The organism is Kitasatospora sp. NPDC058046 (assembly GCF_042885595.1).
Classification (GTDB): domain Bacteria; phylum Actinomycetota; class Actinomycetes; order Streptomycetales; family Streptomycetaceae; genus Kitasatospora.
Window position 1 is genome coordinate 355,637 of record NZ_JBHVRS010000004.1, and the last position, 19,777, is coordinate 375,413.

20 protein-coding genes are annotated in these 19,777 nt (G+C 75.1%); 8 read left to right on the plus strand and 12 right to left on the minus strand.

Translation table 11 applies throughout. The annotated features are described in order from the left end of the window. Positions 1–142: 142 nt before the first annotated feature. Together ACFVU7_RS11445 and ACFVU7_RS11450 are read left to right on the plus strand one after the other, a co-directional pair. Positions 143–976, plus strand: a complete 834-nt coding sequence (locus ACFVU7_RS11445; protein WP_074001731.1) for an SAM-dependent methyltransferase — start codon at positions 143–145, stop codon at positions 974–976. Between the two features lie 561 nt (positions 977–1,537). Then, entirely contained in the window at positions 1,538–3,031 is a 1,494-nt protein-coding gene (locus ACFVU7_RS11450) for a PP2C family protein-serine/threonine phosphatase (protein ID WP_049654153.1), read from the plus strand. 121 nt (positions 3,032–3,152) lie between these two features. Here ACFVU7_RS11450 and ACFVU7_RS11455 read toward each other — a convergent pair whose 3' ends face one another. The 8 genes from ACFVU7_RS11455 to ACFVU7_RS11490 all read right to left on the minus strand — a co-directional run bounded on the left by ACFVU7_RS11455 (position 3,153) and on the right by ACFVU7_RS11490 (position 11,166). Further along, positions 3,153–3,506 carry a DUF2516 family protein gene (locus tag ACFVU7_RS11455; RefSeq protein WP_049654152.1) on the minus strand — a complete coding sequence of 118 codons (354 nt, stop codon included), beginning with the start codon at positions 3,504–3,506 and terminating at the stop codon, positions 3,153–3,155. A gap of 138 nt (positions 3,507–3,644) precedes the next feature. Next, positions 3,645–4,196, minus strand: coding sequence for a hypothetical protein (locus ACFVU7_RS11460; protein ID WP_388044930.1), 552 nt, complete (start codon positions 4,194–4,196; stop codon positions 3,645–3,647). A 2-nt stretch (positions 4,197–4,198) separates the two neighbouring features. Beyond that, positions 4,199–4,606, minus strand: coding sequence for a helix-turn-helix domain-containing protein (locus ACFVU7_RS11465; RefSeq protein WP_049654148.1), 408 nt, complete (start codon positions 4,604–4,606; stop codon positions 4,199–4,201). A gap of 104 nt (positions 4,607–4,710) precedes the next feature. Continuing rightward, on the minus strand, positions 4,711–5,514 hold the full coding sequence (locus tag ACFVU7_RS11470; RefSeq protein WP_388044931.1) for an alpha/beta fold hydrolase: 804 nt from the start codon (positions 5,512–5,514) through the stop codon (positions 4,711–4,713). 82 nt (positions 5,515–5,596) lie between these two features. Next, complete coding sequence (locus ACFVU7_RS11475; RefSeq protein ID WP_049654146.1) at positions 5,597–6,694, minus strand: MerR family transcriptional regulator; 1,098 nt, start codon at positions 6,692–6,694, stop codon at positions 5,597–5,599. 34 nt (positions 6,695–6,728) lie between these two features. Further along, entirely contained in the window at positions 6,729–7,715 is a 987-nt protein-coding gene (locus ACFVU7_RS11480) for an RNA polymerase sigma-70 factor (protein WP_388044932.1), read from the minus strand. Positions 7,716–7,748: 33 nt separating this feature from the next. Next, positions 7,749–7,949: a hypothetical protein gene (locus tag ACFVU7_RS11485; RefSeq protein WP_049654144.1), complete on the minus strand. Its 201-nt coding sequence runs from the start codon at positions 7,947–7,949 to the stop codon at positions 7,749–7,751. 25 nt (positions 7,950–7,974) lie between these two features. Next, complete coding sequence (locus ACFVU7_RS11490) at positions 7,975–11,166, minus strand: SNF2-related protein (RefSeq protein ID WP_388044933.1); 3,192 nt, start codon at positions 11,164–11,166, stop codon at positions 7,975–7,977. A gap of 184 nt (positions 11,167–11,350) precedes the next feature. Between ACFVU7_RS11490 and ACFVU7_RS11495 the strand changes: the two genes are divergently transcribed. Next, positions 11,351–11,965: a YceI family protein gene (locus ACFVU7_RS11495; RefSeq protein ID WP_049661334.1), complete on the plus strand. Its 615-nt coding sequence runs from the start codon at positions 11,351–11,353 to the stop codon at positions 11,963–11,965. Positions 11,966–12,077: 112 nt separating this feature from the next. Here ACFVU7_RS11495 and ACFVU7_RS11500 read toward each other — a convergent pair whose 3' ends face one another. Continuing rightward, positions 12,078–13,058 (minus strand): LysR family transcriptional regulator, encoded by a 981-nt coding sequence (locus ACFVU7_RS11500; protein ID WP_388044934.1) that lies wholly within the window; start codon positions 13,056–13,058, stop codon positions 12,078–12,080. Between the two features lie 114 nt (positions 13,059–13,172). On the opposite strand from ACFVU7_RS11500, the gene ACFVU7_RS11505 reads away from it, so the two are divergent. Then, positions 13,173–14,495, plus strand: coding sequence for an MFS transporter (locus ACFVU7_RS11505; protein WP_388044936.1), 1,323 nt, complete (start codon positions 13,173–13,175; stop codon positions 14,493–14,495). A gap of 9 nt (positions 14,496–14,504) precedes the next feature. Continuing rightward, positions 14,505–14,984 carry a macro domain-containing protein gene (locus tag ACFVU7_RS11510; protein WP_388044937.1) on the plus strand — a complete coding sequence of 160 codons (480 nt, stop codon included), beginning with the start codon at positions 14,505–14,507 and terminating at the stop codon, positions 14,982–14,984. A gap of 70 nt (positions 14,985–15,054) precedes the next feature. Here the strand turns inward: ACFVU7_RS11510 and ACFVU7_RS11515 are convergent, their stop codons facing one another. Continuing rightward, positions 15,055–15,627 (minus strand): GNAT family N-acetyltransferase, encoded by a 573-nt coding sequence (locus tag ACFVU7_RS11515; protein WP_107086613.1) that lies wholly within the window; start codon positions 15,625–15,627, stop codon positions 15,055–15,057. Between the two features lie 180 nt (positions 15,628–15,807). Between ACFVU7_RS11515 and ACFVU7_RS11520 the strand changes: the two genes are divergently transcribed. Together ACFVU7_RS11520 and ACFVU7_RS11525 are read left to right on the plus strand one after the other, a co-directional pair. Then, entirely contained in the window at positions 15,808–16,644 is an 837-nt protein-coding gene (locus tag ACFVU7_RS11520; protein ID WP_388044938.1) for a TetR family transcriptional regulator, read from the plus strand. 251 nt (positions 16,645–16,895) lie between these two features. Further along, the gene (locus ACFVU7_RS11525; protein ID WP_074001741.1) at positions 16,896–17,357 is read left to right on the plus strand and encodes a hypothetical protein; all 462 of its coding nucleotides are present in this window, start codon (positions 16,896–16,898) and stop codon (positions 17,355–17,357) included. Between the two features lie 81 nt (positions 17,358–17,438). Here ACFVU7_RS11525 and ACFVU7_RS11530 read toward each other — a convergent pair whose 3' ends face one another. Next, on the minus strand, positions 17,439–18,719 hold the full coding sequence (locus ACFVU7_RS11530) for a GNAT family N-acetyltransferase (RefSeq protein WP_049658674.1): 1,281 nt from the start codon (positions 18,717–18,719) through the stop codon (positions 17,439–17,441). A 40-nt stretch (positions 18,720–18,759) separates the two neighbouring features. Further along, the gene (locus ACFVU7_RS11535) at positions 18,760–19,281 is read right to left on the minus strand and encodes a GNAT family N-acetyltransferase (protein ID WP_388044939.1); all 522 of its coding nucleotides are present in this window, start codon (positions 19,279–19,281) and stop codon (positions 18,760–18,762) included. Positions 19,282–19,405: 124 nt separating this feature from the next. On the opposite strand from ACFVU7_RS11535, the gene ACFVU7_RS11540 reads away from it, so the two are divergent. After that, positions 19,406–19,729 (plus strand): hypothetical protein, encoded by a 324-nt coding sequence (locus tag ACFVU7_RS11540; protein ID WP_117488445.1) that lies wholly within the window; start codon positions 19,406–19,408, stop codon positions 19,727–19,729. Positions 19,730–19,777 lie beyond the last annotated feature (48 nt).

Below are 19,777 nucleotides of genomic sequence, written 5' to 3' on the forward strand. Positions count from 1 at the left end.
GCCCCGTCCGGGCACACATCACCATCAGGGTGCCAACCACACGGACCGCGTCCGGCATTCCCGCCCCGGCCCACCGGCCGGAACGGCCGCCATCGCCCCAGGTCAGCACGGTGCCGTCGGCGACCCGACTACCCTTCTGGGCATGGCTGCCTCCTTCGACCCCGCTCCCGCCGCGCCCGCCCGCGGACGGACCGGGCGCCCGGTCGGGACGGTCACCCGGGGCACCACCAACACCAACCGGCTGCGCCGGATGGACCGCTGGATCGCCCACACCCTCGGCCGCGCGCTGCGCGCCGCCGGACGGCCGCCGGTCGCGGTGGACCTCGGCTACGGCGCCGCGCCGTGGACCGCCGTCGAACTGGCCGGGCGGCTGCGCACCGTGCGGCCGGACGTCCGGGTGGTCGGGATCGAGATCGAGCCGGAGCGGGTCGCCGCCGCCCTGCCGTACGCCGAGCCGCCGCTGCTCACCTTCCGGCGCGGGGGCTTCGAGGTGCCGCTGGACGGCGGCGGGCCGGCCCAGCTGATCCGGGCCGCGAACGTGCTCCGGCAGTACGACGAGTCGGCGGTCGCCGGGGTGTGGGAGCGGCTGTGCGCGCGGCTCGCCCCGGACGGGCTGCTGGTCGAGGGCACCTGCGACGAGATCGGCCGGCGGCACGTCTGGGTCGCGCTCGGCCCGGAGGGGCCCCGGACGGTGACCTTCGCGGCCCGGCTGGGCGGCCTGGGCCAGCCCTCCGACCTGGCCGAGCGGCTGCCGAAGGCGCTGATCCACCACAACGTGCCGGGGCGGCCCGTGCACGCCTTCCTGGCCGACTTCGACCGGGCCTGGGCGGCGGCCGCGCCGTACGGGGCGTTCGGGGCGCGGCAGCGCTGGGTGGCGGCCTGCACGGCGCTGGCGGGCAGCTGGCCGCTGGTGGACGCGCGCGGGCGGTGGCGGCAGGGTGAGGTCACGGTGCCCTGGTCGGCGCTCGCGCCGTAGCCGCCGTGGCCGTCGTGGCCGCCGTGCGGGCGGTGCGCGCCGGGAGCCGGTGAGCGATTCGATACGTTCACTCGAACGAGTTATCGAATATCTCTGGCGTGTTGACGCCCCGACACGCCACGATGGTCCCGCCCTCAGACCCCCCGGCCGAACAGCTCCCGCCGGGCCCGCAGCAGCCCCGCCCGCTCCTCGTACTCCTCCGCCCGGTACACCGGCCCGACGGTGTGCACCACGACGAGTTGGCGGCGTTCACCACGACGTCCACCGGCTGTTCCGTGATGTCACCCTCCACCAGAGTGATCCGCGCAACCATCGCCCTCTCCCCTTTCCCGGAGCCGCCCGGCAGCCCTTCCGGCAGCCACCCGACGGAGCCCGGGTGCTCGTCCGAGTCCAGTCACCACACCACCACCGGCGTGGCAATAGCCACAACGGCGCCGGTCGGCCAGAGAAATCCCCGGAGATCACGTTATGGTCGCGAGAAGTTCCCCGACGCGCGGTGCCAGGCGGGCACTGCGGACGGACGTCGACCGTTACGCAGTCGGGGAAAGGGAGGAACCACCGATGCCCGCAACGGGAGACGGGCGGGCACCTGGTGCCGCGGGCCTGCCGGGCGCCCATGACGGCGCCCCCGTCGGTCATGCCCGAAGCCGCGTCACGACCGGACCGGCCTCGGCGGCTCCCCCGATACCCCACCCCCGCTCGCGGGCCGCGCACGCCTCCCACCCGTCCCACATCTCCGACCCGGGCGGCCCGGCGGCGGACGGACCGGCCGACGGCGCCCCGCTGCGGCTGCTGGTCATCGAGGACGACGCCTCGGACGCCCAGCTGATCAAGGCGGCGGTGGCCGACAGCGGCACCTCGATCGAGATCCACTGGGCCCGCGGCCTGGACCAGGCCACCGAACTGCTCGCCCCGCCCGTGAACTGGGCCCGGCGCGGGCGCTCCCGCACCCCCGAGTTCGGCTGCGTGCTGCTCGACCTCGCCGCGCCCGCCGACCTGCCGCACCCGACCGACTCCTCGGACGGGCTGGAGGGCCTGCACGAGCTGCTCCGCCGGGCCCCGCACACCCCGGTCGTGGTGCTCACCGACGCCGCCGGGGCCGAACTCGGGGCGGCCGCCGTCGCCGCCGGCGCCCAGGACTTCCTGCTCAAGCACGAGACGGACGGCCCGCTGCTCGCCCGCGCCCTGCGCTACGCCGTCGAGCGCAAGCGCGCCGACGAGTCCCAGCGCCGCCTGGTCGAGGCCGAGTTGCGCGGCCAGGAGAACGCCCGCCTCCAGCGCCACCTGCTGCCCACCCCGCTGCTCGACGGCGCCGGGCTCTCCTTCACCCGGCGCTACCGCCCCGGCCGCCGCCGCGCACTGCTCGGCGGCGACTTCTACGACGCCGTGCGCACCGACGACGGCGCCGTCCACGTCGTGATCGGCGACGTCTGCGGCCACGGCCCGGACGAGGCCGCGCTCGGCGTCGCGCTCCGGATAGCGTGGCGCACTCTGGTCTTCGCGGGCCTCACCGGCGAGACCCTGCTCACCACCCTCCAGCACGTGCTGGAGCACGAACGGCGCAGCGACGAGATCTTCGCGACGCTCTGCATGCTGGTCATCGAGCCCGGCGGCCCCGGCAGCGGCCTCGACTCGCTCGGCACCGGCGAGCGGGCCCGGCTCTACCTCGCCGGGCACCCGGCGCCGCTGCTGCTCGGCCGGGACCACGAGCCGATCACCCTGCCCGCCGACCTCGCCGGGCCCGCGCTCGGCCTGCTTCCGTGCCACGACGGGCAGTCCGCCTGGCCCGCCCACGAGGTCGAACTGCGGGCCGGCTGGCGGCTGTTGCTCTACACCGACGGACTGATCGAGGGCCGGGTCGGGGCCGGATCGCGCCGGCTGGGCCAGGACGGGCTCGCGGACCTGATCGGCGACCACCAGGCCGCCGGACTGACCCGGGGGCGGCTGATCGACAGCGCCATCGCCGAGGTCGAGGAGCTGAACGGCGGCGCGCTGACCGACGACGTCGCGGTGCTGCTGCTGGAGCGCAACCCGGTGCAGCTGATCCTCGGCTGATCCCCGGCCGAGGGGCGCGCGGACGGACGCGGAAGCGGTCGACGAAGAACGAGGGCGGACAACGCGACGGCCCGGGCGGGTGAACTCCCCGCCCGGGCCGTCGCGTTGTCGGCTGCCGCTCCTACCAGGGGCCGTACGGCCCGGTGTTGCTCCGACCGCCCCGGCCGCCGCTGCCGCCGGTCAGCGCCCGGATCGCCGGGCGGACGTCCACCACGTAGACGATCGAGGCGACCAGGCCGGCCAGGGTGCCGATGCCGGTGAAGAAGTTCACCCCGAACAGGAAGTCCCAGCCGAAGGAGATCGCCAGGATCGCCACCCAGAAGCCCTTGGTCTTCTTGTCGGCCGCCCGGTAGGCGTCCTCCCGGCGGGTGACCGCGTCGGCCAGGGCGAACAGCTTGTAGGCGAGGATGGCGATGGTCGCCCACCAGATCGGGTTCAGGTAGGAAAAGGCCAGAATCTGCAACACTCCGACCATTTCGATCTCCTCTGCTCTCGACTCCGGCGCTGCGACCGCTGCCCATCCTGGCACGACGACCGTCCGCGACGGGCTCAACGTCCCGTGGTCACCGGATGTGCCCCACGGGGTACGGGGGCGTGTCGGACACGCCCCGGGTCACTCCGCGGCGTCGGCGGCGCCCTTGCGGGCCCGCGCGGACTTCTTCGGGGCGGGCTCGGCGTCGACCTCCGCGAGCTCCGAGACCTCCACGACCTCCGCGACCTCCGCCGCCGGCTCGGCCTCGACCAGCTCCGCGGCCGGCTCGGGCCGCTCGGCCTCGTCCGGCGTGCCCGGGCGGGCCTTGTCCACCACGACCTTGCCGCGCTCGGCCAGCTCGTCGTACGTCTCCTTGGCCTTCACCGCCAGCTCGACCGCGCGGGCCACCTGCTGCAGGGCGAAGCCCTGGGCCCGCTCCTGCAGGGCCTTGAGGTCGGTCGGCAGGGTGGTGACGGTCTCGGTGACCTTGGCCTGCGCCCCGGTCAGCAGCGACTGCGCCTCCTGGAGCCTGGCGGTCGCCTTCTCCTGCGCACCCTTGCGGTCCGCCGCCAGCGCCTCGACCCGGCCCGGCACCTCGCGCAGCTTCTCGTACGCGAGGTCCCCGGCGCCGGCCAGGGCGTACAGCGGGGTCGGGTCGCCGAGGGTCTTCTTGATCTCGTCGGTGATGGGCATGGTTACCGGTCCTCCCGGTGGGTGTTCTGGGTGGCTGGGCCGTCGGCCGTCGGCTTGGGAGCCGACGACGCGTTCTCCTTGAGGAAGGCGTCGTAGACCGCGAGCAGCGCCTGCTTCTGCTGCTCGTTGATCAGCGGATCGGCCAGGATCGAGGCCCGCAGCTCCAGGCCCTCGCCCCGCCGCTCCTCCAGGATCCCGGCCTGGACGTACAGCGTCTCCGCCGAGATCCGCAGCGCCTTGGCGATCTGCTGGAGGATCTCCGCACTCGGCTTGCGCAGCCCGCGCTCGATCTGGCTGAGGTACGGGTTGGACACGCCGGCGGCCTCCGCCAGCTGCCGCAGCGAGTACTGGGCGTTGCGGCGCTGCTCGCGGATGTACTCGCCCAGCGAGCCGACGTTCAGTGAGGCCATGCGGACAGCCTGCAACACCCTGCTTGCAAATGCAAGCAGGGTGCTAGCGGCAGCAAACGGGCCCTGCCGGGAGACCGACCGGGTGGGCGGGCCGGGGCCGGGGGTCAGGCCAGGTGGGCGAGGAGGAGCTCGATGAGCCGTTCGGGGGTGCGCAGCGGGAGGTAGTGGTCGGCGTCCGGGACGAGGTGGCCGCGGGCGCCGGGGATGTCGGCGGCGAGCCGCCGGGCGATCGCCGCGATCTCCGGGTGGTCGCGGTCGCCGTGGACGACCAGGGTGGGCGCGGCGACGGTGCCGAGGAGCGGTTCGGCCGCCCGGGCCGGCGCGCCCGCGAGGTGGTGCTCGCTGACGATCCGGCGGGCCGCGTTCTCCTCGACCATCGTCGCGACCAGCTCGCCGCCCGGCGCGTCGCGGCCCATGGCGGCCCAGACGGAGAGCTCCAGCGCGGCCAGCGCCGCCGTGTCGCCCCGGCGCCGGGCCTCGGCGTAGGCGGTGGTCTCCGGGGACGGCGGCCAGTCGTGGCCGCTGACCGAGGCGCCGACCAGGCCGAGCGCGGCGACCCGGTCGGGGTGGGCGAGGGCGAAGTCCAGCGCGGTCTCCCCGCCCATGCTCAGGCCGACCAGCGCGGCGCGGCGCAGACCGAAGCGGTCCAGGACGGCGAGCAGGTCCGCGACGTCGTCGAAGGCCCGCTCCGGCGCGGCGGACCGGCCGAGGCCGCGGGCGTCGTAGCGGATCACGTCGTGGTGCCGGGACAGCGCCGGGGCGACGGCGTCCCACAGCCGGGAGTCCATGCCGGAGCCGTGCAGCAGGACCACCGGGCTGCCGGTGCCGCGGCGCTCCGCCCACAGCCGGCCGCCGCCGGGAGCCGGGACGTGGACCTCGGAGGCACGGGGATCGGTGTGCGGGCTCATGCGGTGATCCTTCCAGAGCCCGCGCAGGCCCGGCCGGTCAGGCCGGTCAGGCCGCGGCCGTCAAGCGGTCAGGCCGAGGCGGTCAGGCGGACTCGGGCAGCCGGACGGGCATCAGGACCGAGAAGGTGCCCGCCCGCCCGGGGGTGCGGACGGCCAACGGGGCGATCGGGCCGCCGAGCTCGAGGAGCAGCTGTCCGGGCCGCCCGGCGTCGAGGGCGTCGAGCAGGAAGTCCCGGTTGACGGCCAGTCGGTAGCCCTCGGGGGCCGGGTCGTCGGCGACCGTCAGGCTTCCGTCCCCGGCCAGGGTCAGGACGGTGACCTCGCAGTCGGCGCCGTCCGGGCCGGAGGGCAGGGTGCGGGTGGCGCCGGTCTCGACGGCGGCGCGCAGTTCGGCGGCGGACAGGGTGATCCGGTGCTCCGGTTCGAGCCGGGTGACGGCCCGGTGGTCGGGGTAGTCGACGTCCAACGCGACGCCCTCGATGCGGTGCTCCCCGACCTCGGCCCGGACCGGTCCGTCCCCGAGGGTGAGCGCCACCTCGGCCGGGCCCGCGCCGAGCAGTGCGCGCAGCGCGTCCACCAGCGCGGTCGGGACGACGGTGCCGGCCACCGGCTGCTCGGGCGTGTCGCCGGTGGCGGGCACCTCGGCGAAGGCCATCCGGTAGCGGTCGGTGGCGACCAGGCGCAGCACCGGTCCGTCCGGTTCGAAGAGCACGCCGGCGAGCGAGGGCAGCTCCGGGCGCCCGCAGACCGCGAAGCGGACCGCGTCCAGGGCGGCCGCGAGCTCCTCGGCCGGGACGGTGAGCCGGAGTCCGGCGGGGGTGGTGGTCATCGGCTGCTCCCTCTGGTCGATCATCGCGTGGATCAGGGAGAGCTCGCGGCGGGCGTCGGCGAGGCCGTCCTCCAGCCGGCGCAGGTGTGCGTCGAGCACCTGCCGGGCCCCGCCGCTGCCGGGCGCGGCGCCGAGCACGGCGCGGATGCCGGCCAGCGGCAGGCCGACCCGGCGCAGCCGGGCCAGCAGCCGGGCGTCGGCGAGCTGGCCGGGCCGGTACCAGCGGTAGCCGGTCTGCGGGTCCACCCAGGCGGGGGTGAGCACCTCGGCGCCGTCGTAGTAGCGCAGGGTGCCGACGCCCAGGCCGCTGGCGCGGGCCAGTTCGCCGATGCTGTGCAGCTCGCTCTCCATGCCGGTGACTCTGCGGGCTCGACCTGGTCGAGGGTCAAGCCGGGCCGGAGCGGTCGGCGCTGCCGTCGGCGCCGGGGGCGGGGGCCGGGCCGGCCAGGTGGGCCAGCTTGCGCGGGTTGCGGACCGCCCGGATCTCGGAGATCCGCACGGCGCCGTCGGGCTGCTCGGCGAACTCGAAGACGGTGACGGAGTCGACCGCGCCGTCCACGGTGACCAGCACGCCGGGCACGCCGTTGACCAGCACCGGACGGACACCGGCCCCCTCGCCCAGCCGGCGGAGCACCCCGAGGACGAAGCGGGCGACGTTGTCGGCGCCGGTGACCGGCCGCAGCGCGGCGCTGATCACCCCGCCGCCGTCCGTCCAGCTGGTGACGTCGGGGGCGAGCAGTTCCAGCATCCGGTTGAGGTCGCCGCCGACGCAGGCCGACAGGAACTCGTCGGTGGCACGGCGGCGCAGCTCGGGCGGGGCGTCGTAGCGCGGCCGGCGGGCGCGCACGTGCGCCCGGGCCCGGCTGCCGACCTGGCGGCAGGCGGCTTCGGTGCGGTCCAGGGCCTCGGCGATCTCCTGGTAGGAGAAGCCGAAGGCCTCCTTGAGCACGAACACCGCCCGCTCCAGCGGGGACAGGCTCTCCAGCACCACCAGCAGGGCGACCGAGACGGTCTCGGCCCGCTCGACGCCGTCGGTCGCGTCCGGCTCGGCGACCAGCGGCTCGGGCAGCCAGGGGCCGACGTAGGACTCGCGGCGGACGGCGGCCGAGTCCAGCTTGTTGAGGGCGAGGTTGGTGACCGTACGGGCCAGGAAGCCGCCGGGACTGGCGACCGGGCCGGTGACGCCGCTCCAGCGCAGCCAGGTGTCCTGGACCAGGTCCTCGGCGTCGGCGACGCTGCCGAGCATCCGGTAGGCGATGCCGAAGACCGTCCGCCGGTGCCGCTCGAAGTCGGCCAGCCGGGGGTCGGTCGGCCCGGTCGCGCTGGTCTGCCCGGCTTCACCGGCCGGCCCGGTCTCGTGGGTGTCGGTCACCCGCGCGACGCTACCGCACGGTAGTCGTCGCGCTCAGCTCCGGAAGGCCTCGTAGGCGGGGGCCAGCACGGCGGAGAGGTCGCGGCCGTACGCGGTGATGCCGGAGCGGCCGAGGCGGCGCAGCGAGGGCTCGTCCGGGCCGTCCTCCTCCTCCGCCGGGGCGGGGCTCAGGGTGAAGTCGCCGCGCCAGTAGGCGGCGACGTTGACCACGGGCGGTCTCGGTTCGTCGGTCACACGTCCTCCTCGGTGCCGGAACCGGTCATAGGTCCTCCTCGGCCACGGCGTCCTCCCGGGTGAGGGCGACCAGTTCGCGCAGTGCGTCGACCGGCAGGTCGGTGAGCCAGCGCTCCCCCTCCCCCACCACCGCCTCGGCCAACGAGCGTTTGGCGGTGAGGAGTTCGTCGATCCGCTCCTCGACGGTGCCGACGCAGACCAGTCGGCGGACCTGGACGTCCCGGCGCTGGCCGATCCGGAAGGCGCGGTCGGTGGCCTGCTCCTCGACCGCCGGGTTCCACCAGCGGTCCAGGTGGATCACCTGGTTGGCGGCGGTCAGGTTGAGGCCGGTGCCGCCGGCCCGCAGCGAGAGCAGGAACACCCGCGGCCCGTCCGGGGACTGGAAGCGGTCGACCAGCTCCTCGCGGCGCGCCCGGGCCAGGCCGCCGTGCAGGTAGAGCACCTCCTCGCCGAGCCGGCGCTCCAGGTACGGGCGGAGCATCGCGCCGAACTCGGCGTACTGGGTGAAGACCAGCGTCCGGTCGCCCTCGGCCAGCGCCTCCTCCAGCAGTTCGGCCAGCCGGGCGACCTTGCCCGAACGCCCGGCCACCGCCGAGCCGTCGTGCAGCAGTTGGGCCGGGTGGTTGCAGACCTGCTTGAGCTTGCCGATCGAGGCCAGCACCGTGCCGCGCCGCTCCACGCCCCGGATGCCCTCGACCCGCCGCAGCAGGTCGGCGACCACGGCCTGGTAGAGGCCGGCCTGCTCGGCGGTGAGGTTGCACCAGACGGTCATCTCCTGCTTGGCGGGCAGCTCGGCCGCCACCGCCGGGTCGGACTTGACCCGGCGCAGCACGAACGGGGCGGTGCGGCGCAGGAGTTCGGCGGTGCGCTCGGGGTTGCGGTGCAGCTCGACCGGGATCGCGTAGCGCTCCTTGAAGCGCTCGGCCGGGCCGAGCAGGCCGGGGTTGGCGAAGTCCAGGACGGCGTGCAGTTCGGCGAGCCGGTTCTCCACCGGGGTGCCGGTGAGGGCGATCCGGTGCCGGGTGACGGGCAGCGACCGGATCGCCCGGGACTGCGCGGTGCCGGTGTTCTTGATGTGCTGGGCCTCGTCGGCGACCACCCGGCGCCAGCGGATCGCGCGCAGGGCGGCGAGGTCGCGCTGGACCAGCCCGTAGGTGGTGATGACCAGGTCCACGCCCCGTACGGCTTCGGCGAGTTGCTCCGCGCCGAGGCGGCCGGCCCCGTGGTGGACGTACCGCCGCAGGCCGGGGGCGAAGCGCTCGGCCTCGCGCTGCCAGTTGCCGACCAGGGACATCGGGCAGACCAGCAGGGTCGGGCCGACGGCGCCACCGGGCCGTTCGGGGGCCTTCCCGGAGGCCTTCTCGGGGACCTTCTCGGGGACCTTCTCGGAGGCCTGCTCCGCAGCCAGCAGGGCGAGCGTCTGGACGGTCTTGCCGAGGCCCATGTCGTCCGCCAGTACGGCGCCGAGGCCGAGCCCGGACATGGTCCGCAGCCAGGCCAGCCCGCGCTCCTGGTACGGGCGCAGCTCGGCCCGGAAGTCCGGCGGCAGCTCCGGCGCCACCGCGGCGCCGCCCCGCCCGGCGAGCAGGTCGCCGAGCGGGCCGTCCGCGCGCACCGAGGTGACCGGCAGCCCGGCGACCGTCGCGTCCGGGTCGAGGGCGAGCCGGAGCAGTTCGGTGGCGGCGAGCACGCCGTCGCGCCGGTCGGCGAGGAAGGCGAGGGCGGCGGCGATCTGGGCCGGGTCGGCCTCCAGCCAGGTGCCGCGCACCCGGACCAACCCCTGCTTGGCGGCGGCGAGTTCGGCCAGTTCGCGCTCGGTGAGCGGTTCCCCCTCCGGGCCGAGCGCGGCCTGCCACCGGAAGGCGACCACGGCGTCCCGGTCCACCTGGCTGCTGACCGCGAGGGTGCCGGGCGCGGGCGGGGTGGTGGCGCGCAGGGCGAGCCCGAGCCGGGGGCGGCGGCGCCACCAGGCGGGCAGCAGCACCCCGAAGCCGCCCTCGGCGAGGGCGGGCGCGGCGGTGCGCAGGAAGTCCAGCGCACCGGCCCGGTCGAGCGGCAGGGCGGACGGGCGGGAGCGGTGGCGCAGCCCGTCCAGGGCGGGCCAGCGGTGGGCGGCGCGGGCGAGCTCGGCGACCAGGACGTCGACCGGGTCGGCGGCCTTGCGGGCGAGCGCGGCGTGGGCGGCGCCGCCCTCGTGCAGGTCGGCGGCGCGGACCAGCAGGGAGGGCTCGTCCACGGCCTGGAGCAGGAACTCCAGCCGCCAGGCGTCGTCGGAGGGGCGGCCCTCGGGGTCGTCCGCGTCGGGGCCGAGCGGCTCGACCAGGCGGAAGCAGAGCCGCAGCGCCGGGTCGACGGGCTCGGCGGCGGCGTACCAGGCGCCGAGCCGGCGGCGCAGTTCGGCGACCTCCCCGGCCGGGGCGCCGTCGATCGCGCCGTCGGGGGTGGTGAGGGCGTGCAGCCAGCGCTCGGCGACGGCCTCCCCCGGCGCGGGGAAGGGGGTGTCCGCCAGTGCGGCGCGGGCCTCGGCGTCCACCAGCGCGCCCAGGGCGGCGCCCAGCAGCGCCTCGCCGCTGCCGGGCCCGTGCGGCCACTCCCCCAGCAGGACGGGCGGGCAGCCGGCGGCCAGGGCGGCGGCCTCGCGGCGCCCGGCCGGGGTGGGGTCGGGCCGCCACCGGGCCCGCGGCCGGCCGTCGGCGGCGGTCACGGGCAGCGGCAGCACCCGGCCCCGGCCGACCGTCCGCCAGGCGAGGTCGTGCACCCCGGTGAGCCAGCGCAGCGAGGGGCCGTGGACCACCTCGACCCGTCCGGCGCCGGGCAGGTCGGTGCCGGTGACGGCCCAGACCGGGTCGAAGACCTCGCCGAGCAGCTGGGCGGCGGCCCCGGCGTCGAAGAGCAGGGCCGGGACCCGCCAGGGGGAGAGCACGGCGCCGCCGCGCGGCGGGGTGACCGGCAGGTCGGGCGAGGGTGCGGGGACGGTGCCGACGGTGGGCAGCAGCAGGGTGGCCCAGCGCTCGGGGGCCTGGCCGGCGAGCCAGCCGAGGCCCGGGCCGATGCCGCCGAGCACGGCGGCCAGCTCGCCGGCCGGGCAGGCGTAGGGGTGGGCGCGCGGGGCGGGCCGGTCGGGGTGCGGCTCGGGGGCGCCGGGGTGGGCGCGGGCGTCCTCGGCCCAGAGCGCCAGCCGCCCGTCCGCCCGCCAGAGCGCGTGCAGGACGAACATCGGGGGCCTTCCGGGCGGGGTGGGAACCGTCCTTCGCAGCCTAACCGGGAGGGCCGACAGGACCGGTCCGCTGAGCCGTTCGGGGGAAGCCCGGACGCCATGGTTGAAAGTTGAACGAAGTTGTCCTACGCTGGAGCCAACAAGTTGAAGCCTAAACAACTGGCTTCGAGCCAAGGAGGAAGCCATGGGCCTGTTCAACCGCACCAAGACCGTCACCGCCCCCGCCGCGGCCGCCGTCCGGACCCCGGCCGGCCCGGACCTCGCCCACCTGACCGGCGACTGGACGATCGACACCACGCACAGCGAGATCGGCTTCTCGGTCCGCCACGCCATGGTCACCAACGTCAAGGGCCGCTTCACCGAGTACGACGGCGCGCTGCACCTGGACGGGACCCACCCGGGCAACTCCACGGCCGAGCTGGTGATCAAGGTCGCGAGCGTCGACACCAACCAGGCCCAGCGCGACGAGCACCTGCGCACCGGCGACTTCTTCGCCGCCGACGCCCACCCGGAGATCCGCTTCCGCAGCACCTCCGCCCAGCTGGTCGGCGGCGACTCGTACCGGATGACCGGCGACCTCACCATCAAGGGCACCACCCGCCCGGTCGTGCTCGACCTGGAGTACACCGGCAGCGCCACCGACGCGTACGGCGCCGACCGGGTCGGCTTCGAGGGCAAGGCCGTCCTCGACCGCACCGAGTTCGGCCTGACCTACAACGCCGCGCTGGAGACCGGCGGCGTGCTGATCGGCGAGAAGGTCAAGCTCAGCTTCGAGATCTCCGCCGTCAAGGCGGCCTGAGCCGGCCGTCCCCGTCGCGGGTCGCCCCCGTCGCGGCCGGCCTCGCCCCGTCGCGGGCCGCCCCCTGAGCACCGTCCCTGCCCCTCCCCCCGGGGGCAGGGGCGGTTTTCGCCTACCCCGGGGGCAGCAGCGCCGCGTCCGCCGCGGGGAGCCAGCTGCCCGGCGGGCGGCGCAGCCAGCCCTCGGCCGCGCCGAGCTCGTCCGCCGCCGCGGCCAGCGCCCGCAGCCCCGGGTGACGCTCGCCGGGCCGGTGCACCAGGCTGACCAGGGTCAGCGGCACCGGCTCCACCAGCGGCACGTTCACCGTCCCCGGCATCCGCGGACCGCCGACCGTGGTCAGCATCGGATCACCGTGCCGGACCAGGTAACGGGCGGTCTCGTCCACGCCGACCGGCGGCGCGTACGGCGCGGCCGCCGTCAGGCCGTGCTCGCGCAGCAGCCGGGTGCCGAGGTCGGCCCACTCGGTGGTGGCCGGGTTGCCCACGCAGACGTCGACGGGGTGCCCGACCAGGTCCGACAGGCGCAGGGCGGCGCGGCCGGCCAGCGGATGGGTGTCCGCCATCATCACCGAGACCCGCTCCAACCGCACCGGCAGCTGGACGAGTTGACCGCGCACCGGGGCGGGCAGTCCGGCGAAGCGCCCGAAGGAGGCGTCCAGCCGGTGGGCCAGGAGCTCGGCGGCGGCCGCGGCCAGCCCGCCGTGGAAGCGGGCCAGCAGTTCGCCCTCCGGCCAGGCGGCGCGGGCCCGTTCGAGCACCCGGTCGGCGGCGAGGTCCGGGCCGTTGACGTCGCTGTTGAGGTCGAGCAGCAGCGGCCGGGCCGCGGCCCCGGTCGCCGCCTCGGCGAGGATCTCGTCGTGCAGGGCGAGCAACCGGCGCGCCCGGGGCAGCAACCGCCGCCCGGCCGGGGTGAGTTCGACGCTGCGGGTGGTGCGGGTGAACAGCGCGTCGCCGAGCAGCCCCTCCAGGGTCCGGACGTCCCGGCTGAGCGCCTGCTGGGCGGTGTGCAGCCGCTCGGCGGCCCGGCCGAAGTGCAGGGTCTCGGCGGTCGCGACGAAGCCGCGGAGCAGACGGGGATGCAGGTCACGGGGCATGGGCGGCAGATTAACAACAGGGTGTTGTGAGTGCGGCGAAACAGGTGTTGGACGGCCGCCCGCCGCCGGCACCAGGCTGGGGGCACCCCCTTCCCACCTGCTCACAGGAGCCCGATGCCCTCGCGCGCCCTCCTCACCTCCTACCGGCGGCTGTTCGCGGCCCCCGGCGCCGTCGCCTTCACCCTGACCGGACTGCTCGGCCGGCTGGCGCTGTCGATGAACGGCGTCGCACTGGTGGTGCTGCTCTCCGAACGGCGCGGCTCGTACGGGCTGGCCGGGGCGGTCTCGGCGACCGGGCTGGTCACCGGCGCGATCGGGATGCCGCTGATCGGACGGCTGGTGGACCGGTACGGGCAGGCGCGGGTGACGGTACCGGCCGCGCTGTACAACGCCGTTCCGCTGACCGGCCTGCTGCTCTGCGTCCGGCTCGGCGCACCCGACTGGACGCTCCTCCTCTGCTCCGCGGCCTGGGCGGCGGCACCCAACCTCGGCGGCATGGCCCGCTCCCGCTGGGCGCACCTGCACCGGGACGACCCGGCCGCCCGGCACCTGGCCAACTCCTTCGAGCAGGCGCTGGACGAACTCTGCTTCATGGCCGGACCGGTGCTCGCGATGGTGCTCTGCACCACGTTCGCCCCGGAGGCCGGACTGGTCACCGCCGGTGCCCTCGGCACCACCGGCGCCCTGCTGTTCGCCGCCCAGCGGCGCACCGAACCGCCGCTGCCGCCGCCCGTCCCGGCCGGCTCTGTCGGCTCAGCCGGCTCCCCGCTGCGGGTGCCCGGGCTGCGGGTGCTGGTGCTGACCTTCCTGGCGACCGGCATGGTCTTCGGCGCGACCGAGATCACCACCGTGGCGTACGCCGACGCGCTCGGCCACAAGGCGTCGGCCGGCCTGCTGCTGGCCCTGGTCGCGGCCGGCTCCTGCCTGGCGGGGCTGCTGTTCGGACTGCTGGCCCCGCGTCGGGCGCCGGGCCCGCGCTTCCTGCTCGGCGCCACGGCGATGGTCGCGGTGCTGCTGCTGCCGCTCGCCGCCGGACTGGGCGGGGCCGGTCTCGGACTGCTCGGCGTGGCGCTGTTCGCGGCCGGCACCGCCACCGCACCGACCATGGTGACGGGAATGACGCTGGTCCAGGAGCTGCTGCCGCGGCGGCAGTTCAACGAGGGGATGGCGATGGCGGTGTCCGGCATCGTGGTCGGCATCTCGGCGGGGGCGGCGCTCGCCGGGGCGGTCGCCGAGCGGGCCGCTCCGGGCACCGGCTACGCCCTGCCCGTCGCGGCCGCCGGGCTCGCGCTGCTGATCGCGCTGGCGGGGCGGCGGCACCTGGCGACGCCGGGCGGCGCCTCGGGCCCCGGCTCGGACGGTGCGTCACGTGCGGCGGCCTCGGCGGGTTCGGCTGCGGCGGATAATTCCGAGCGGATTGTCAGTGCCTCCCTCTAACGTCGAGGCATGGAGGAAATCACCTACGTCCGAGGCGATGCCACCACGCCGCACGGCAAGGGCGTGAAGGTGATCGTGCACGTCTGCAACGACCTCGGCGGCTGGGGCAAGGGCTTCGTGCTCGCGCTCTCCAGACGCTGGCCCGAGCCGGAGGCGGCGTACCGGCGCTGGCACCGGGAGCGGGCGACGAACGACTTCGGGCTCGGCGCCGTCCAGCTGGTGCGGGTCGATCCGCACGTCTGGGTGGCCAACCTGGTCGGCCAGCGCGGCATCCGGACGGGGCGCTCCACCGGGGTGCCCGTGCGGTACGAGGCGATCGACACCGGGCTGGACGCGCTGGGCGGGCACGCGCTCCGGCTCGGCGCCTCCGTCCACATGCCGCGGATCGGCTGCGGTCTGGCGGGCGGGCGCTGGGAGCGGGTCGAGCCGCTGGTCACCGCCCGGCTGACGGACCGGGGCGTCCCGGTGACGGTCTACGACTTCGACTGACCGGGCCGCTCCGGCGCCGCTTCCACGTCCACCGATCCGTTCCTACTGATCCGTTCCCATCGGTCCGTTCCTACCGGTCCGCCGGCTCCGGCCGGTCGGCCCCGGTCGCCACGCGCTCGGCCGGCCAGGCGTACACGTACTCGGGCAGCAGGAATCCGCCGGGGAACTCCCCCTCCTGCGCCCGGACCCGCTCGGCACCCTCGCGCTCGTAGAAGGCGATCGCGCGGGTGTTGTCCCGCAGCACCTCCAGGGAGAGTGCGGCCCCGGGGTGCCGCTCGGCGACATGGGCGCGGCCCGCGGTCAGCAGCTCGCGGCCGATGCCGCCCCCGTTCAGGCCGGGGCGCACGTGCAGGTTGTCGATCAGCACCCCGCCGTCCGGCTGCGGGACGAGGTAGATGAACCCGACCACCGCTCCGGCCCGTTCGGCGATCAGGAGCTCGGGCGTGTTCTCCGGCTCCCCGTAGTCGGCGTCCAGGCGCAGTTCCCACAGCTCGCGCCGCTGGGCCGCCATCCCGTCGCCCAGCCCCTCCGCCGGGACGATCCCCCGGTAGGTGGTGCGCCAGCTGTGGGCGTGCAGCTCGGCGACGGCCTCGGCGTCCCGCACTCCGCCGCGCCGAATGACGATCTGTCCTGAACTGATCATGTGACCAGCCTCCCACAGAGATGGAGTTGAACATGTTCAACCGAAGCGTCTACAGTTCCACTCAGCTTTTGAACGCGTTCGAAATTCGGGGGGTCATCGTGGTACCGGGTGCGGAGGGGGCATCCGGTGCCACGAACACCGACACCGGATGGAACGTCGTCTCCGGCTAGGCTCGTCCTCGTGGACGACCTGGCAGCGACGAACCGAACGGACGGCGGGAACGGCACGGCCGGGGCTCCGGCCGTGCCCGGACCGGAGGGCGGCCCCGGACCGGAGGGCGGCCCCGCACCGGAGGGCGGGCCCCTGCCCGGCGGCCGGGCCCAGCCGAAGACCGACAAGAGTGAGGCGACCCGTGCTCTGATCCTGGAGACGGCCATGCGGCTGTTCCAGGAACGGGGCTACGAGAAGACCACCATGCGCGCCATCGCCACCGAGGCCGGCGTCTCGGTGGGCAACGCCTACTACTACTTCTCGGCGAAGGAATTCCTGATCCAGGGGTTCTACGACCGGATGACCTACGAGCACGCGGCCGACGCCAGGCGCCGGATGGCCCACACCCGGGACTTCTCCGAGCGGCTGCGGATCGCGCTGGACTCCTGGCTCGACACGGCCGCGCCGTACCACGAGTTCTCCGCGCAGTTCTTCCGCACCGCCGCCGACCCGACCAGCTCGCTGAGCCCGTTCTCCAACGAGTCCCACCCGGCCCGGGCGACGGCGGTCGAGCTGTTCCGCGACGTCCTCCAGGGCTCGGAGCTGGCGCCCAAGCTGGACGCCGAACTGGTCGAGCTGCTGCCGGACGTGCTCTGGCTCTACCTGATGATCGTGGTGCTGTACTGGGTCTTCGACCGCACCCCGGACACCGAGCGGACCAGGGAGTTCGTCCGGCGCTCGACGCCGCTCGCGGCGCGGATGATCAACCTGTCCCGCTACCGGGTCTTCCGGCCGATCGTCCGCGACGCCAAGGGCCTGATCCAGGACTTCATCCTGCCCACCATCGGCAAGGCGGCGGTCAAGTAGCGCCCGCCCCGGCCACGGACGGAACGTATCCGGCCGGGCACTCCCCCACCGGGAGTGCCCGGCCGGATGCGTTTCGGGAGCCCACCATCCACGCCCTGACTCGTCGTCAACCACCGTGCCCCAGCCGGATCAAGGCGGCAGGATTTTCGATTTGGCCGAAGATCATTCACCCGTTCGAGGGATGGAAGCGCCCACCGCGGCGATCTAGCGTGAACATGCAATCCGACAGGAAGACAAGGAGATCAGTTCACATGCGTTCCCTGACCTCGACTCTCAAGTCCCGCATGGCTCCCGTGGTGTTGCTCGCCGCCTGCACGACGGCCCTGGCCGCGCCCCACGCGGTGGCGGCCCCGAACTCGGTGGCACCGGGCTCCACCGCCGTCGACCTCTGGGTGAAGAACTACCAGGGCCTGGGCACGGTCAAGGGCACGCTGTCCTGGGACGGCGAGGGCGGATACTCCTTCGTGGGAACCGCCGACGCGACCTGCGACGTGGCCAGCAGGGTCACCGCGTGGCTCGAGTACGGAGGCGCCGGCGAGAGCTGGAAGCAGTCCGCCGAGGCGGACTGCAAGAAGTCGCCGCGCGTCGCCGACGTGAAGGTCTCCGGGACCCTGAACAAGGGCGAGAAGCTGGAGCTGCGCGTCAGCTCGTGGCGCGAGTGGGCGATCGACGCCTACCGGGCGAGCGCCAAGCAGGTCTACACCATCTCCTGAGCCCCGCGCGGCTGTTACGTCCGCCGCGCACACCGGAGGGCCGGCCCGCGAACGGGTCGGCCCTCCGGCGTGCGCACGGGATCAGAACTCGGTCGGCGTCCAGGCCCGCAGCGGGGTGCGCAGCAGCAGGTCGGCGGCGGCGGCCGCGCCCGGGCGCAGTTCGGTGAGCAGGGCGGCCGCGGCCAGCCTCGACGCCGTCTCCGCGCCCAGGTAGAGCGAGCCCAACTCCGAGGCGCCGAGCGCGAGGTCGGCGTCGTCCGTGGTCCGGACGCAGCGGCCGGTGCCGTCCTCGGCCGTCTCCAGCGCCCAACGGCCGGAGGCGTAGCCGAGCCTGTCGTCGACCTCCAGCACCACCCGGCCGGGGGCGCCGTAGCTCCGGGCGCCGAACGCGGCCTCGACGTCCAGCACCCGCAGCCACACGAGGTCCCCGTTGTCCTCGTGCGGGGTGGCCGCGCGCGGGTCCTGGAGCAGCAGCGGCAGCGGGTCGTCCGGGGCGAGCTTGGGCACCTCGACCCGGGACACCCAGTCGACCGACAGCACCAGGCGCCACAGTTCGACGGCGGTGGGCAGGTCGAGGGCGATGAACTCGCTCACGGTGAGCTTGCAGTCGGGGTAGGCGCCGTCCCACTTGTTGGCGATCCGGTAGAGCACCAGGCCGGTGACCTCCCCGGCGGCGTCCCGGTGGACGGCGGCGAAGGGCTCCTTGAACTCGTCGCCCGGCGCCCGCACCTCGCCGGAGGTGCGCTCCCACCAGAGCGTGTCGCGCTCGATCGCCCCCGGCTGGGTGCGCCGCCAGCGCTCGTGCAGGTCTGCTCCCAGCTCGCGCAGCTCCGCCATGGTCACGAAGTCGGTCCGGCCGCCGGGGACGCCCGGCAGGCCCTCGCGCAGACCGCGGGTGCGGCGCAGCTCGATGTTCCAGCCGGCGCCCTGGGTGGCCGGGCCGAAGCCGAAGCGGCCGTAGATGTTGTACTCGGCGGCGGCCAGGATCGCGACCGCGCTGCCGCGCTCGGCGGCGGCCGCGAGGTCCCGCCGCATCATCGCGCTGAGCAGGCCGCGGCGGCGGTGGGTGGCGGTGACCGCGACGTTGGTGATGGCGTCGGCCGGCACGACGGCCCCGCCCGGGACGGTCAGTTCGGTGTCGAAGCTGCGGAAGGTGGCGATCTGGCGCTCGCCGTCGAAGCCGGCCAGCATCCGGCCGGGCTCCCAGTAGCGGCGGCGCAGGTCCTCCGCGACGGCCACCTCGGGGCGCAGGAAGCCGAAGTTGAGCGCCCGGTTCCACTCCGCGACCTCGTCCACCGAGACGGCCCGGACCTGGAGCCCGCTCACGGTGTCGACGGCCGCGTGATCGTTGCTGTTGCCCATGGGGCCACCGTACGGCGGCCTTTCGGGGGCGGCATCCGATTTATTCCGTGCGCGACCCGGTGTGCTCGCCCGGCACCACCACCCAGTGGTTGGTCCGCAGGACGCGGTCCGCGAAGTCCAGGTCCCGCTCGCCGAGCAGCCGGAAGCCGAGCGCCCGGCAGATCCCGTTGGACGGCCCGTTGGCCGTCCCCGGGTTGGCGTGCACCTCGCCCCAGCGGCCGTCCTCGGCGGCGGCGTCCAGCACCAGGCGGACGGCCGCCCTGGCGAGGCCGCGGCCCTGGTACTCGGGCAGCACCATCCAGCCGATCTCGGAGACCGGCACGCCGTCCTCCTCGTCCGACCAGAGCGTGACGACGCCCGCGGCCTCGTCGCCCCCGGCGGAGTCCGGCACGATCATCCTGATCCAGGCGCCGTCCGCGGCCACCTCGGCCAGGTCCTTGCGCAGCCGCGCCTCCACCTTCTCCCGGGGCAGCGGCCCGCCCAGCTCGGCCATCATCACCGGGTCGCACCGCATCCGGACGTACGCCTCGACGTCCCCCGCCCGAACATCCCGCAGCCGCATGACGCCTCCTCAGTGCCGGTCCGGCGGCCACGCTAGCGCGACCCGCCGACAGTGGCGTCCTGGCGGCCCGACCTGGCATCCTCGTGCCGGTTCAGGCACAAACGATCCGATTTCGGGGGGAACCATGGAGGACCAGTACGTCCGCCGGCTGAAGGACTACGAGAGCTGGTCGCTGGCGGCGAAGCTGGTCGGCGGGCTGACCGTGGCCGGCTGGCTCTGGGCGCTGTGGCTGGTCTTCCTCCCGGCCGCGGGGATCTGCGGCACACCGGCCTTCTACGAGCCGACCGGCTTCCACATGGCGGAGGCCTGCGACTCCGAGATGATCGGCCGGATCGGCGGCGCGCTCGCCGTGTTCCTCGTGTCGATCCCGTTCGCCGCCGCCTGGGGCTGGACCGTCGTGCGGCTGCGCGACAGCCGCCAGGCCCTGGCCGACCTGGCCGACCGGTAGCCCGCCGGAGCGGCGGCCTTCGTGACGGCCTTCACGGCGGTCCTCGTG